Here is a 14105-nt window from a genome sequence, read left to right on the forward strand (position 1 = left end):
AAGCTTGCCGCTATTCCCTGATCACAGGTACTTGTTTCAATTAATAATAATCAAAAGAGAAGCGTACGCCAACTGTTCTTGGGCGATTCGTTACCACCTTAGGCGTGTATTGCTGCGTATCGATGTTCAGCATGGCTGACTCGTTGAACAAGTTGTCAATAAACAGTTCAACTTTCCAGCTATCGTCTGACATCCCTACCGACACGTTACTGATCATGTAGGCTTCCTGCACGTAACGGCCGCCGCGGAAAGGATTACCGTTTGCGTCGTTGTAGGTTGCACCTGCATACACTGCCGCCTCGTCCTGAATTTTCAGGCCAGAACCCGTGCCATAAATAAGCTGGGTTGCATCTTCCATTACATAGGCATCCATGATCATGCCAGCTAAGCGGTCACCGGTGTAAGAGACTGACGCATTAACAAAGCCTTCTTTGCCACCATCCAGTTCGAAGTAGTAACGCGCATTCACGTTACCAGAGAAGCTTGCTGAATACGGCAATTCGGTACCAACACCAGCGGCAATGCCTTCAAGCTCTGGGTTGATTCGCGTTAACTCAGTATCAAGGATACTAAATGCAGCGTTAACCACCAGGTTGTCCGTTGCCAACCAGGTAATATCAGCGTCAACACCTTTCACTTCGGCATCACCCACGTTGTCGGTGAATACCAGGAAACTGATGTTAGTCGGGTCGAAGCGAGAAGTTTGTAGCTCACTGATTTCAGAATAATAACCCGTGGCATTAACGCGCAGAATACCGTCGAGGAAATCCCCCTTCAGGCCTAACTCGTAGTTGTCCAGCGTATCGGTTGTTGAATACACTGGAATACGGAAGCCTTCAAACGCGCCCGATTGATTAGCCGCGGCATCGCCACCTAAACGGTTTGTGACCGGCGGACGGAAACCTTCTGAATAGTTAGCGAACAACAACACGTCGTCTGACACTTTCCAGTCCAGGCCGAACTTAAAGATGGTGTCATCTACCGTCAGCACGCCTTGATCATCCAACAGGCTGATGTCCAAATCGCCGCTTTGAATTGCCGATACAATGCCTTCACCATCCAGGCCAAGACCGTCATAGACAGCCGGGTCGGTTACGTTTTGGCCATAAGCTTGTAAACGGCTGGTCACGTCACGGGTCGTTGTTGCACCGCGATAGATGTCATCGATTTGATACCAGCGTGCACCCACACTGGCTGTCAGTGTTTCGGTAATATCGTATTCGAACTGACCGAATACCGCGATTTGCTCAATGCGGTGTGTAATATCATTCACAAAACTGATTTCTGGCGAGAAAGGACCGCCGTCACTGTTAATGCCCTGGTTTCCTTGTAAGCGACGCGACGAAGACAGGTCGTCAAAACCAAAGGTCGCCATTTCGGTGTTGGCAATCTTAAACTGACCTACTGACGCGACTTCTTGCTCGTCATAGAATAGACCTGCAGTCACTCGCCATGGCGCGTCCACGTCAGTATTTACGCGAAATTCGTGGGTTAAACGCGTGCTGGTGGTGTCTTCTTTATAGTATTTGGTTGGGTCAAGACAGCGGATGTCAGCTGGATTATCGGGTGTGTCGTAGTGATTACACACGTAATACGCAGAGAATAAACCTCCGTTAGTGTAACCGGTATAATCAGTTAAGGTATCGATTTCGCGATCCAGATAACCACCGGTGTAAACCATTTCCAGTTTGTCCAGACGCCCTTCTACAGTCCAGGTTGTCAAACCAAATTCATCTGAGTTTTCATCAGCCTGGAAGCGGTTTGCTGAACTTTCACCCGATAAAGTTGGATCGTAGGCAAACACCCCTTCGGTGTCCAGAGTTTGTTCGGTGTGCTGAACCAGTAAGTCCCAGTTCTCGTTGATATGGTAAGATAAACCAATACGCGCACCCGAATAAACAGCATCGTTAAAATCGTCTTCTACGTGTTCGCCATTGCGAGGCGAAACAACCGCTGCGGTGTTAGACGTAAAGCCATTTACGACACGACGCGTATCCATTTCAGCCGGGTCTGCACCATAGCCAGCCAGCGCGCCACCAGAGATTCGGTCAATGACAACCGCACTTCCGATATAACCGCCGTTGCCCGGGTCATTTTCCAGATTATCAATCCAGCCGCCCTGCTTTTCGTTGTAAGCAACAACACGTAACGCCAGATCATCGGTAGGCGTAATATTGATATAGGCTTCAACTGAGTTGCTAAGCTCGCCGCCTTTGGTGGTTGAAATACTGGTGTCAAAGCCAGCAGCAAAGCCTGAATGATCGGGCTTTTTGGTGATCAGGCGAACCGTACCGGCCTGAGAACTTGCACCAAACAATGTCCCTTGTGGTCCGGGCAGTACCTCAACGCGCTGAACGTCGGTTGCATAAATATCAAGGTTACGACCAGCCATAGAAACCGGCATTTCGTCCTGATAAAACGCAACAGAAGGCTGCAATGCCTGAACGGATGATAGCGTAATGCTTGACTGCGTGGTTGCCGCACCACGAATGTAGATCTCGTTTTGACCCGGGCCTGTTCCCTGGAACACGACATTAGGTAAAAACTCTACGTAATCCTGAAAGTTATCAATGCCCATGTTTTCAAGCGCATCACCGCTCAACGCAGAAACAGCAACTGGCACATCCTGAATAGATTCAGAACGTTTTGTTGCGGTAACTTCAATGGTTTCGATAGACGCTTTGGTGTCAGGCGTTTGAGCAAGAGCTTGCTGAGCAGTCAGTGCGGCCACGATGGCGCAGCTGATGTGTGTTTTTTTCATTAAATGAACCCTTTCTAGATTTAGAACGAATTGAATTTATTCTTATTAAATGCAATTTGAACGATACAATCGATTGCATTGCGCTTATTATATTTTTACACAACCTAAGCAACCATTGTAGCACATCCATATAAAACAGCACATTTCAACGAAATAGACAGCATAAAGGATCAAAATATAGTTTCTTGTCTAATTATTTTTCAGATGATTTTTTTGACGTGCATTTTTGTTGTATATTCTGTCAATTGAATAAAAAACTGTTGGTAGAAAGGTCATAATCTTGCAAAGCAGTCAGCAACACACGACAGAACAACCCGCATCTTTAAACAAGCCGGTATTTATTGCCGCCTCAGCTTTTATCACGCTGTTATTGATTTTTACTGTCATCAATCCCGATATGGCAAACACGGTATTCAGCACCATGCAACAATCCGTGGTAGATAACGGTAGTTGGTTTTACGTACTCACCGTGGCCGTTATTTTGTTGGTCGTGGTGTTTATTGGTATATCAGAATACGGCGATATACGTTTGGGGCCGGATCACGCCAAACCCGAATTTTCCATACTTACCTGGCTGTCTATGCTTTTTGCGGCGGGCATGGGCATCGGCTTGATGTTCTTTGGTGTTGCCGAGCCACTCATGCACTTTATGGCACCGCCAACTGAAACCCCGAACACGGTAGAAGCGGTAAAAGAGGCGATGAAGACAACGTTCTTCCATTGGGGTCTCCACGCCTGGGCGATTTACGCGATAGTTGCCTTGGTATTGGGCTATTACGCTTTTCGTCATCAACTTCCGTTGACGCTCCGGTCGACACTGTACCCATTAATTGGCGACAAAATTTATGGTTGGCAGGGACATGTGGTAGATGCCTTAGCGGTAACGGCTACGATTTTTGGTATTTCAACCTCGCTGGGGCTGGGCGCAAGTCAAATTAACGCGGGCCTCAACTTCGTGTTTGACATCCCTAAATCCACCGCCATGCAAATTGGCATTATGACGGGTGTGGTAGCACTCGCTATTGTGTCGGTAATGACCGGCCTTGAAAAAGGCATCCGCCGGTTGTCTGAAACCAATATGATCATGGCAGTTGTACTACTGGGATTCATTCTGATTGCGGGACCCACGGTGTTCTTATTGCAGGCTTACCTGCAAAATACCGGCGCGTATTTGTCGGACATTGTGCGTAACACGTTCAATTTATTCGCCTACCAGAAAACCGATTGGATCGGCGGCTGGACAATATTCTACTGGGGATGGTGGTTGGCCTGGGCACCTTTCGTCGGATTGTTCATAGCGCGGATTTCCTTTGGTCGCACATTGCGGGAATTTGTGCTGGGAGTACTGATGATCCCGACGGCTTTCACACTGTTGTGGATGACGGTGTTCGGCAATGCCGCAATCGAATTGGTATTCACAGAAGGGTTCACCGAACTAGCGAATATGGTAAAAGAAGACAGTGCTGTTGCACTGTTTGTGTTCCTGGATCACTTCCCGTTTAGCAGTATTATTAGTGTGATTGCACTGGTGATGGTGATTATTTTCTTTGTTACGTCCTGTGACTCAGGGGCAATGGTTGTAGACATGTTGTGCTCCCATGGACGCAACGATACGCCGCTGTGGCAACGCGTATACTGGGCCATTGCAGTAGGTTTAGTAGCGGCGATTTTGCTCTACGCCGGTGGACTGGGCGCTTTACAAACCATGACAATTGTTGCCGCACTGCCCTTTTCCATTATTCTGCTTATCGCGATAACCGGCTTAATAAAGTCGCTACGCATAGAAAAGCACAAACGCGACAGCCTGCAAATTACGGCGGTACAAACAGCGGTAGTTGAACACGATAAACCCTGGAAAGAGCGGCTTTCCGAACTGGTGACTTTCCCGAATAAAAAGGCGGTATCCGGCTACATGATCCGCAACGTTTATCCGGCACTGCATGAGATCCGTGAAGAGTTTGCTGAACAACAGTACAACGCCAGCCTGGACATCAGCGATACGCACGTTGCGCTGGAAGTTGAGTTTAGCGGACAGAATAACTTTATTTATGCCGTCTACCTAACCAAAACACGACAGCCCGATATTCCTGTGTCTACCGAAGAAACACTGGACTCAGATGAAGGACAGACGTACTATCGCGCCGAGGTTCACCTGGCTGAAGGCGGGCAGGATTACGACATCATGGGATGGTCTAAAGATGGCGTAATAAACGATGTACTGGACCACTTCCAGAAGCATCAACACTTTTTACACCTATTAAAATAATTAGCAGGAACGTAAATGCGCAAAGATGAAGAATTACTGGTAGCCCTGAGAAGAGTGATCAGGGCGGTCGATTTGCGAAGTAAACAACTCAGTAAAGACGTGGGCATTACCGGACCGCAGTTAATGGTTTTGCAAAACATCGCAGAGAAACCTGGGATCATGGTAAAAGAAATTGCCGACAACATTAACCTGAGTCCTGCGACCATCACCAATATCCTGGATAGGTTAGAGGCCCGCGAGCTCGCTAACCGTATTCGCAGTACTGAAGACAAACGCAAGGTAGGCGTGTACTTAACGGAAAAAGGTCAGCAAGCTGTAGAGACTGCCCCTCGTCCGTTACAGGAGCACTTTGTGGAACGATTCAGTCAGTTGGCGGAATGGGAACAAAGTCAGATGATAGCCACCATGCAGCGCATTGCTTCAATGATGGATGCAGAACAAATTGATGCCTCACCGGTACTGGCGGTAGGCACCCTAACCGAGCGCCACGATTAGTTTTTGGCGCCGGCTTTTAGCGGATTAGGGCGGCCACCGGTTACTTTGTCTGCCCGGCCCTCCTGAATGGCTTTTTCAGCCCGGCGTTTACGCACTTCTTTCGGGTCTGCAATTAACGGGCGATATACTTCAATACGGTCGCCATTGTTCACTTCTAACGAAGGTTTGACTACCCGATTCCACACCCCTACCTTGGCTTTTTTGAGTTCAATTTCCGGGTGAATATCGAGTACACCTGAGGCCATTATTGCCTGCTCTACGGTAGAGCCAACTGGCACCGTAAGTTCAATAAGTGACTGTTTTTCCGGTGTTGCGTAAGCCACTTCTACGTTAATAAGGTCGTCCATTACGCGTATACCACCTTGGCGCGTTGTGTAAAGGCTTTCACCATGCTCTCGGCCAGACTATTAAAAATTTTACCAAACGCCATTTCGACCATGCGATTTTTGAACTCAAAATGCAGATTCAATTCTATCTTACAAGCCGACTCTGACAGTGCGGAAAACGTCCAGCCTCCCTGGAGCTTTTTGAAAGGGCCGTCAACGAGTGTCATTTGTATGCTTTTCGCTGGTTCAAGGTAGTTTTCTGTCGTAAACCACTGCTTAATACCGGCTTTTGCAATCAGCAAAGACGCCTGCATCGCGTTGTCTTGCTGACTGATGATTTTGCTGTCTGAACAACCCGGTAAAAACTCAGAATACGCATTCACGTCATTCACCAGATCAAACATTGACTGCGCGCTATAAGCGACCAGCGCGCTTCGCTGAATTGTAGGCATATCATTCGTAACTTGGTAACACGGTGAACGGAGTTTACCACAAAACTGAACATTGGCGCACAATCCAAATCGCTGTAATCCTTACTACAAAATTTTTTCTACCTGCTCAGGAAATACGAGACAAGCGTTGCGCAATCAGTATAATAGCGCGCATGAAAAAGAATAAATCCAAGCAATCCACAGGTACTATCGCCCTTAACAAAAAGGCGCGTCACGACTATTACCTCGAAGACAAATTTGAAGCCGGCATCTCATTACAGGGATGGGAGCTGAAAAGTATTCGCGACGGTAAAGTGAATATCAAAGACACCTATGTGATTATCCAAAATGGCGAGGCATACCTGGTAGGTTGCCGTATTACGCCATTGAATCAGGCGTCAACACACGTAATTTGCGAGCCAGAACGCGCGCGTAAATTGCTGTTAAACAGGCGTGAGCTTGATCGCTTAATGGGTGCACGAGACCGACAAGGCTACTCGATTGTTTCCACCGCCATGTACTGGAAAAAGTGCTGGGTTAAACTGGAAATTCACCTTGCTAAAGGTAAGCAGAGTCACGACAAGCGCGACACAATTAAAGATCGCGACTGGGACCGCCAGAAAGCCCGCGTAATGAAGCACAAAGCCTGACCACCAGCGTTTACTGCGAGGCGCAATCATAGCGCCTCTGCAAACCATTCTGTTGTCATCTCCAGCAGTTGTTCATCCTGATTTGCGTTTTCGTCCAGCACATTGAATATGTGATCGGCCCCTTTTATGATGACGGCTCTGGCAACATCACTGCCACTCGCCACAATCAGTCTGGTAGCCGCAGTTGGCGGTACCACCGTGTCGTTACTGCCAGCAATGGCTAATACCGATCCTGTGTATTCTGCCATACCCGATAATGACTGGTTCGCCATTACTTGCTCAAACCATTCATAACTTATCGATAAAGGCGGACGCCACGCGAATTGCTGTTCTACCTGGCCTTCACGTTTTGCTGTCATGTACAGCGTTTCAAACATGTCTGCAAACGGCCCAATGCCATCAGACGCTACCGATGACCAAGCCACGAAGCTCTTAATACCGGGTTGCTGCGCTAACAGTAACTGCGCGATCAAACCGCCCTGACTGAACCCCACAACACCTATTCGATGGTCGTCTACCTGTGGCTGTGAACGCAAAAACGCTAACGCCACTTCCGCATCGCGTACCGCAGTTTTTAACGTGTAGTGCGTGTAATCTACCGGGCTATCTCCGGTGCCTGCAAAATCGATCCTTATAGACGCAATGCCGTTGTTCGCTAACTGTTCAGCAAGACGCAAATACAAATCACCGACTTCGTTTTTATGCGAAGCGCTGCCATGCAACAAGATGACACCTGGCACCACAGCTGTCCCCTCTGGTGATGTCATAATGGCAGGGATTTCATATTCACCGTTATCCAGCATCAGTGGTGTCGACAGCACATCAGCAAAGGCGTTAAGTGACACAAATGCCAAAACCAACACACTGCAAATTAGCCTTTTCATGCTCTTTTATATCCCTGAATTAATGGACTGCCCGGTATTTGGCGACAATGTCGGCCATTACTGCCAACGCAATTTCTGCCGGCGTCTTGCTGCCAATGTCCAACCCAATCGGCATGTGTATTTTTGCCAGCGTTTGGTCATCCAACTGCCCGATACGCTGTAAACGCTCTGCCCGATTACGAGACGTACGTTTAGACCCCATTACGCCAACGTAAAAGGCATTGGTATTCACCGCATCAAGCATGGTGGTATCGTCGACTCTGGCATCGTGCGTTAACGACACTATGGCCGTTTGCCCGTGCACTGCATCTGGCTGCAAAATATAGTCCGCCGGGAACACCGGGACAATTTGACACCCCGAGAGCGTGACACGCGCCAACTCTTCCTGACGATGCTCACACACAATCACTTCAAAACCGAGCGCCAATGCAAACTGCACGCAATACTCGGCAACCGGAGAAATACCCGCAATGATCAATCGCTTTGCCGGGCCTATTCGAACAAAGACAGGCGACTCTCCCCCCTGCCAGTCTACCGGCGACTGCGAAACCGACGCAGGACTTAGCGATACGTCAGCACTTTTCAAATCTATGGTTCGAGTGAGTAGACGCCGACCGCGAATTGCGTCGAGGTAGTCTTCAAAATGGTTTACCCAGGTTTTTGTTGGCTGAATATACTCAACGCACACGGTTAAGATCCCACCACAGGGTAACTTTATTTCACCGTTGCTTTGCCCGTCGCCATATCGCTGAATAGCAACAGGTTGCAATGATTCGGGCGAGCCGAGTTGCGCCAGAAATTCATCTTCCACGCAGCCACCCGACAAAGAACCGACCCATTCACTGGCACTGCAAGCAGCAAATAAACTGCCCGGCTCTCTGGGAGAAGATCCCCAGGTAGATAGCACCGTACAAAACCAAACTGGCTGACTGTTATTTAGCCACGCCAATACCTGCTCTACGACTTTTACATCCAAGGGTTGCATTATTCCGAATTACCCCTATATCTGTTATGTGGGTAATGTAGCAAAAAAACCCGGCTCACCAACAGGATACAATGCCACATTTGGATGAAATCCTGACACAAAACGGTGAAATGCCAGTTGTGTACAACCCACTTTCGCGATACCATTCGCGCTTCAACTCTGGGGCTGATTAGGATTCGACAGGATCTAGGAAGCTGGAGGTGCATGCAGAGGTGCGGTTTGCCTCTTTAAAAAGCCGCATTTAAATAGTCGCAAACGACGAAAACTACGCACTAGCCGCTTAATAACCGGTATAGGCCCTTCCACCTAAGCTCTGTCTGCTAGCCAGGATTTCGGAAGGTCATTAAAGCAAACTAGCGAGGGAAACTCTCCTGAGGTTGAACCGCGAAATAGTATCAGGACAGCTACCAGGAACCCTGTTTGTCGGGGTCCAAAGTAGTTAAATAAAAGACAAACTAAGCATGTAGTACCAAAGGTAGACATTTTCTGGACGCGGGTTCAAATCCCGCCAGCTCCACCAAACATAAACCCTGTGCCGAAAGGCATGGGGTTTTTATTTAGACTCGTCGCTATTTCGTGCTCCTCCTCTAATAATCTGTCTTTCAAGTGCCATTAGGCACTATTCCATAACTAGCTTTATCTCAACAACACCTGATCTCACGCAAAGAATTACCCCAATTGCTTAGCTATAATTTGAGTATAAAGTGCAGAAATTGCGCGTAAAACAACCAACAAAAATAGCGGGATCAGACCCCATGCAAACATTTTGGCAGATGTACAACGTCATTGAGAAAACGTTCTTCTTTACACTTTCACGTAAAATCACTGGCAATATAAGCTTCTTGTTTATATTTCAAATCATCAACTTTTACCTGTTCTATTCTATGCTGTCCGCGCCGCCTGAAGAGCAGCACGCCATGCAAGGTACTGTGATTTCAGTGTTTGTTATTAGCACCCTGTGTTTCGGGTTCACTATTTTTTATTTGCATCACCTGATCGTTCGCCCTGTAAAAGCATTGCTTTCAACACTAAATCACATTAACCATACCCAGGGCGACCTCTCCACTCGCCTACCCGCTTTCACCTGCGACGAGTTCAGTGAGCTGTCGGCGGCCTACAACACCTTTGCAGGTAATCTGGCTAGACTCATCGCGAAGATATATCAGGATGCAGAAAAAGCAGCGGAAGCCAATAACACCGTTAGCCACATCGTAGACTCAGTAAATTCGCAGGCAGCACAGCAAAAGCAGAACAGTCAGAGTATTAGCCAGTCAGCACAAGATGTGAGCCATCGCATCGACCACATTGTGTCGGCGGCTGAGCAGGTTTCTACGTCTAATGAAGTTAATTTGAATAATGCCGTTACCGCTAACGACACCCTGGAAACGTCTCAGGAGCAGATTAGTAGTATTACTGAACTGCTTAACCAATTTGCCAGCACGGTAACTGGCCTGCAAAACAACGCCGAAAATGTACGCAGTATTTTAAAAATGGTTGAAGGCTTTGCCGATCAAACCAATTTACTTGCGCTTAATGCCGCTATCGAAGCTGCCCGTGCTGGTGAAGCTGGTAGAGGCTTTGCTGTTGTGGCAGATGAAGTGCGCAGTTTGTCGGCAAAAGTGGCCGATGCAACTCAACAAATCAGTAAATTCCTGAATGAAATGGATACCCTCGTTAAGGAAACACAGAACGAGTCAGGCAGACTCATTGATGTTTCTACTGCTATGAACGAAAGCGTTAATTTTACACGTGACACCTTCGCCACAATGATGCGCGACTTTAATGAAAACATAGCGGCATTCTCGCAAATACTGGAAGCGGTAAATGCGCTGAGCGCTCAACAGCAAACAGCAGCCGGTATCGCAACCAATATCGCAGAGGTCAGCGACGATATTCAGTATCAATTGGAACAAACGGTGAATGAAGCCTCAAGAGCCAAAGACCTAGCCAATTCTACCCAACAAGGCCTAACGCAATTTGTTGTGAAGGCTTAATGTGTGCTGCATTAATCTAAACTTAATGCGTTAGCGTATTACGGGTGATTGTGAATTATTGGAAATGAATATTGAGCAAAATCACCCGTCAATACAGTGCCGACGACCTGTCACGGATCATCGAGATGGCATGGGAAGACCGCACGCCTTTTGAAGCTATCGAAAATCTGTTTGGTGTTAATCAGGACGCTGTCATCAAAATCATGCGCAGTGAACTAAAGCCATCGAGTTTCCGACTGTGGCGCAAACGCACGCAAGGCCGAAATACCAAACACTTAAAGTTGCGTTCGCCTGACATAAACCGTGGCTACTGCCCCACTCAGTACAAACAGCGGTAACATGCTGTTAATTCAATCAGCGAGCGTCGAGCGGTTTTTTACTCAATCGTTCACGTAACAAACATGACTTCGCGGGACAATCAATCTATAAGCGTTGTGTGGTTCAAACGAGACTTGCGTTTGCAGGACCACCACGCCCTTCACGCTGCATGGGAAAGTAATAATCCGGTATTGCCTGTTTACCTTTTCGAACCAGCAATAATGGCCGACTCACACTACAGCAACCGGCACTGGCGGTTTGTGTGGCAAAGTCTGTTAGACATGGAGCAGCAACTTAGACCACTCAATGCCAGTTTTCATGTCAGCTATGACGACGCCTTACCGTTCTTTAAACGGCTCCACCAGCACTACCAACGCATAACGCTATACAGCTATGAAGAGGTGGGGCTGGCGTGTACTTTTGAGAGAGACAAACAGCTTAAAGCCTGGTGTAAGTCGGTGGGTGTGGAGTGGAAAGAATTCCCTTATGCGGGCGTTATCAGGGGGCTGACTCACCGCAAACAGTGGTTGGCAAACTGGCGTAAACAAATGTGTTCTGCGCCTGTAAGTACACCCATTCACAAGATTAACTGGGAAACAAACAAAACTCTGGTTACCCGCGTGCCTGCCACCATTTCTGCCGAGCTGCACCGGCCAGACGAGCACATGCAACTTGGCGGAGAGACACAGGCACATCAAACTCTGGTCTCCTTTATCGATGATCGCCATCGTAGCTACCACACACAGATTTCCAGTCCCCTCAAGAGTATGCGCAGTTGCTCGCGTTTATCGCCCTATCTGGCTTGGGGAAATCTGAGTGTTAGGCAGGTTTATCAGGCAATTACCGCCGTGAAATCCCCCTTACCGCGATCCTTACAAGCTTTTATATCGCGGCTGCATTGGCACTGCCACTTTATCCAGAAATTCGAAAGTGAATGCGAGCAGGAATTCAGGCCTGTTAACGCCGCATATCAGCGTTTTCCGTACAGAGCTGACGAACAAGCTACACAGCAATTTAAGGCTTGGTGTGAAGGCAATACCGGTATTCCCATGGTTGATGCCTGCATGCGCAGTGTTATTAAAACCGGCTACCTGAACTTCAGAATGCGGGCTATGCTGGTAAGCTTCCTTACGCATTATTTGCTGATTGACTGGCGCAGAGGTGCACTTCACCTTGCACAACAGTTTCTGGATTTTGAACCGGGTATTCATTACCCGCAGTTTCAAATGCAAGCCGGAGTAACCGGTACAAATACGCTGCGGGTTTACAACCCGGTGAAACAAGCGCAAGACAACGATCCAAGCGGGGAGTTTATTCGAAAATGGGTACCTGAAATCGCACATCTGGATATTGAGGATTTGTTTGCTCCCTGGCAGATCCCACCGCTTACGCAATTAACGCTCGACTCACCCTTGCCACCGCGCTATGTGAACCCGGTAGCCATTCCAGAAGATATTATTCCGCCACACAGAGACTTGTTGTGGAAATGGCGTGAGCGAGACGATGTCAGAAAAGAAGCCCGCCGTGTGTTGCATCGTCACAGCAATCCGGGATAGCTTGTTGCTTCAGTGTGTGCTCAACGGGGCGGTAGAAGCAGTATGCATCTGATCACACTTTTCCAGCGTCAGGGTTGGCGGCAGCAGACTGATATTTAGCGAACCCGCTTTTGACAGCAACCCCATACCTAAAATGTTGTTGGCTCTTGGCATGACGGCAACCTGCACATCTTCAAATGCACAGGCATCGCTTAGTGCAAACGCTGTCAGGCGATAGGTTTTGATCTTTTTAATTTGTCCGTTTGCAAGTCGAGCATTAACGTAGCCTGCTTCTGTTGCAGGCTCGTTTGCGCTCAATTTTTTAAATGTGTCAGGGGTCAGTAATGTAAGTGACGAACCTGTGTCTAACAAAAACTGTGCGTCGTCAACTGCCCGGGTATGGATGCGCAAATACAACGTACCGCCTTCACTTTGCTGCAAAGCAAACTGCTCAGCGTACGCTGTATTGAAGACACAGTATATGAGCAATAATGTGGTGAAAACACTTAGTTTGCTTTTCATAGAAAAGACACGCTTTGGCCGACCTTATTGATAAGGAGGCAATTTAAACGCCACTTGTTAACCAACTCATATTTAATGACTTTTTTTCAAACACACCGCACCGGTTCACCAAAACAAAGCATGCAAGCACCTTTTTTGTGCGAATCTTAAATAATTGATATTTATTTTGTGAATGAATTCATAAATTGATAGCTTTTAACTATCACGAGACAGGCTTTAAACTTTAGATTAAGTGCTTATATTATCTCAACAGAACATAGACATAGATAGCAACTTCAAATAAAAGGTCACCTATTATGAAGAAAAGCACATTATCGTTATTCTTTACTACCGGCATCCTTGCATGCACGTCAATGGTGCACGCGAATGCCTCAGAAGCAGGATCCGCTGCTTCGCAAACTTCCTCACAGGTTGTCACTGAATTCTCAGGAAAGCCACCGTTTAAAAGACAACGCGTTGTCGGCGAGACAATGGATATGGCTCAGTTTGAAGTCGTAACATCGGCACAAACATGCCAGGCCAATAAAGCCACTATGCGAGGTAAACCACCGTTTAAGCGCAGTAGCGATTGTGTAGAGACGGTCGACCTGGCGCAATTCGAAGTCACCAACGAAGAAAAGACAACCCAATTTAGCGGTCGCCCTCCTTTTAAGCGTCACTAAATCACACTTAATGCGATAGTCAGTTCCTGATCCAAATCTTTGCCGATGACATAGTTCATCGGCTTTTATATTACTCTCTTCAACCAAAAATCTGTTGCTTCCGCGTTTCTGGCTTAATATGCCTATCGCCCCTACTGTGCCTGTTTCCGCTCCGAATATCACTTACCCAATACCCATTTCGCTATTCTATTTTTTCGATTATGCCGTGTAGTTTTATTCATCACTGTTAGCCCACACAATTCGGTATTCTATTTGCAAAGAAATCGTTGGTATTCA

General features: G+C 47.5%; 13 protein-coding genes and 1 other RNA gene. 8 read left to right on the forward strand and 6 right to left on the reverse strand.

Annotation, left to right across the window (positions count from 1 at the left end):
* Positions 1–40: 40 nt before the first annotated feature.
* The gene (locus BUB81_RS08990) at positions 41–2761 is read right to left on the reverse strand and encodes a TonB-dependent receptor (protein WP_073321689.1); all 2721 of its coding nucleotides are present in this window, start codon (positions 2759–2761) and stop codon (positions 41–43) included.
* A 280-nt stretch (positions 2762–3041) separates the two neighbouring features.
* Between BUB81_RS08990 and BUB81_RS08995 the strand changes: the two genes are divergently transcribed.
* Positions 3042–5027, forward strand: coding sequence for a BCCT family transporter (locus tag BUB81_RS08995; RefSeq protein WP_073321692.1), 1986 nt, complete (start codon positions 3042–3044; stop codon positions 5025–5027).
* 15 nt (positions 5028–5042) lie between these two features.
* Positions 5043–5522, forward strand: a complete 480-nt coding sequence (locus tag BUB81_RS09000; RefSeq protein WP_073321695.1) for a MarR family winged helix-turn-helix transcriptional regulator — start codon at positions 5043–5045, stop codon at positions 5520–5522.
* On the opposite strand, the gene BUB81_RS09005 is transcribed toward BUB81_RS09000, so the two are convergent.
* Both BUB81_RS09005 and BUB81_RS09010 read right to left on the reverse strand, forming a co-directional pair.
* Positions 5519–5869, reverse strand: a complete 351-nt coding sequence (locus tag BUB81_RS09005; RefSeq protein ID WP_073321698.1) for an RnfH family protein — start codon at positions 5867–5869, stop codon at positions 5519–5521. The two genes, BUB81_RS09000 and BUB81_RS09005, sit on opposite strands and share 4 nt — an antisense overlap.
* Positions 5869–6300: a type II toxin-antitoxin system RatA family toxin gene (locus BUB81_RS09010; RefSeq protein WP_073322774.1), complete on the reverse strand. Its 432-nt coding sequence runs from the start codon at positions 6298–6300 to the stop codon at positions 5869–5871. The genes BUB81_RS09005 and BUB81_RS09010 overlap by 1 nt, the downstream gene beginning before the upstream one ends.
* Positions 6301–6452: 152 nt before the next feature.
* On the opposite strand from BUB81_RS09010, the gene smpB reads away from it, so the two are divergent.
* Positions 6453–6929: an SsrA-binding protein SmpB gene (gene smpB / locus BUB81_RS09015; RefSeq protein WP_073321701.1), complete on the forward strand. Its 477-nt coding sequence runs from the start codon at positions 6453–6455 to the stop codon at positions 6927–6929.
* A 26-nt stretch (positions 6930–6955) separates the two neighbouring features.
* Here the strand turns inward: smpB and BUB81_RS09020 are convergent, their stop codons facing one another.
* Positions 6956–7813, reverse strand: coding sequence for an alpha/beta hydrolase family protein (locus tag BUB81_RS09020; protein WP_073321704.1), 858 nt, complete (start codon positions 7811–7813; stop codon positions 6956–6958).
* 19 nt (positions 7814–7832) lie between these two features.
* A complete protein-coding gene (locus BUB81_RS09025; protein WP_073321707.1) occupies positions 7833–8798 on the reverse strand; it encodes an XdhC family protein in 966 nt (321 codons plus the stop codon).
* Positions 8799–8959: 161 nt separating this feature from the next.
* Between BUB81_RS09025 and ssrA the strand changes: the two genes are divergently transcribed.
* The 4 genes from ssrA to BUB81_RS09045 all read left to right on the forward strand — a co-directional run bounded on the left by ssrA (position 8960) and on the right by BUB81_RS09045 (position 12666).
* Positions 8960–9318: a transfer-messenger RNA gene (ssrA, locus tag BUB81_RS09030) on the forward strand.
* A 235-nt stretch (positions 9319–9553) separates the two neighbouring features.
* Positions 9554–10792: a methyl-accepting chemotaxis protein gene (locus BUB81_RS09035; RefSeq protein ID WP_073321710.1), complete on the forward strand. Its 1239-nt coding sequence runs from the start codon at positions 9554–9556 to the stop codon at positions 10790–10792.
* 71 nt (positions 10793–10863) lie between these two features.
* Positions 10864–11130 (forward strand): TIGR03643 family protein, encoded by a 267-nt coding sequence (locus BUB81_RS09040; protein ID WP_255053951.1) that lies wholly within the window; start codon positions 10864–10866, stop codon positions 11128–11130.
* A 63-nt stretch (positions 11131–11193) separates the two neighbouring features.
* Positions 11194–12666, forward strand: a complete 1473-nt coding sequence (locus BUB81_RS09045) for an FAD-binding domain-containing protein (RefSeq protein WP_073321713.1) — start codon at positions 11194–11196, stop codon at positions 12664–12666.
* A gap of 9 nt (positions 12667–12675) precedes the next feature.
* On the opposite strand, the gene BUB81_RS09050 is transcribed toward BUB81_RS09045, so the two are convergent.
* Positions 12676–13167, reverse strand: coding sequence for a retropepsin-like aspartic protease (locus BUB81_RS09050; RefSeq protein WP_073321716.1), 492 nt, complete (start codon positions 13165–13167; stop codon positions 12676–12678).
* Positions 13168–13463: 296 nt separating this feature from the next.
* Here BUB81_RS09050 and BUB81_RS09055 point away from each other — a divergent pair, with 296 nt between their 5' ends.
* Positions 13464–13829 (forward strand): hypothetical protein, encoded by a 366-nt coding sequence (locus BUB81_RS09055; protein ID WP_084526383.1) that lies wholly within the window; start codon positions 13464–13466, stop codon positions 13827–13829.
* The last annotated feature ends 276 nt before the right edge of the window (positions 13830–14105 follow it).

The sequence above is a fragment of the Marisediminitalea aggregata genome (assembly GCF_900129565.1).
In the GTDB taxonomy this organism is placed as follows: Bacteria; Pseudomonadota; Gammaproteobacteria; order Enterobacterales; family Alteromonadaceae; genus Alteromonas; species Alteromonas aggregata.

What these genes read in the sequence shown, in the direction of transcription:
- BUB81_RS08990 (WP_073321689.1), bottom strand. Translation starts at nt 2,761, where the DNA reads ATGAAAAAAACACACATCAGCTGCGCCATCGTGGCCGCACTGACTGCT.
- BUB81_RS09000 (WP_073321695.1), top strand. Translation starts at nt 5,043, where the DNA reads ATGCGCAAAGATGAAGAATTACTGGTAGCCCTGAGAAGAGTGATCAGG.
- BUB81_RS09005 (WP_073321698.1), bottom strand. Translation starts at nt 5,869, where the DNA reads ATGGACGACCTTATTAACGTAGAAGTGGCTTACGCAACACCGGAAAAA.
- BUB81_RS09010 (WP_073322774.1), bottom strand. Translation starts at nt 6,300, where the DNA reads ATGCCTACAATTCAGCGAAGCGCGCTGGTCGCTTATAGCGCGCAGTCA.
- smpB (WP_073321701.1), top strand. Translation starts at nt 6,453, where the DNA reads ATGAAAAAGAATAAATCCAAGCAATCCACAGGTACTATCGCCCTTAAC.
- BUB81_RS09020 (WP_073321704.1), bottom strand. Translation starts at nt 7,813, where the DNA reads ATGAAAAGGCTAATTTGCAGTGTGTTGGTTTTGGCATTTGTGTCACTT.
- BUB81_RS09025 (WP_073321707.1), bottom strand. Translation starts at nt 8,798, where the DNA reads ATGCAACCCTTGGATGTAAAAGTCGTAGAGCAGGTATTGGCGTGGCTA.
- BUB81_RS09035 (WP_073321710.1), top strand. Translation starts at nt 9,554, where the DNA reads ATGCAAACATTTTGGCAGATGTACAACGTCATTGAGAAAACGTTCTTC.
- BUB81_RS09045 (WP_073321713.1), top strand. Translation starts at nt 11,194, where the DNA reads ATGACTTCGCGGGACAATCAATCTATAAGCGTTGTGTGGTTCAAACGA.
- BUB81_RS09050 (WP_073321716.1), bottom strand. Translation starts at nt 13,167, where the DNA reads ATGAAAAGCAAACTAAGTGTTTTCACCACATTATTGCTCATATACTGT.
- BUB81_RS09055 (WP_084526383.1), top strand. Translation starts at nt 13,464, where the DNA reads ATGAAGAAAAGCACATTATCGTTATTCTTTACTACCGGCATCCTTGCA.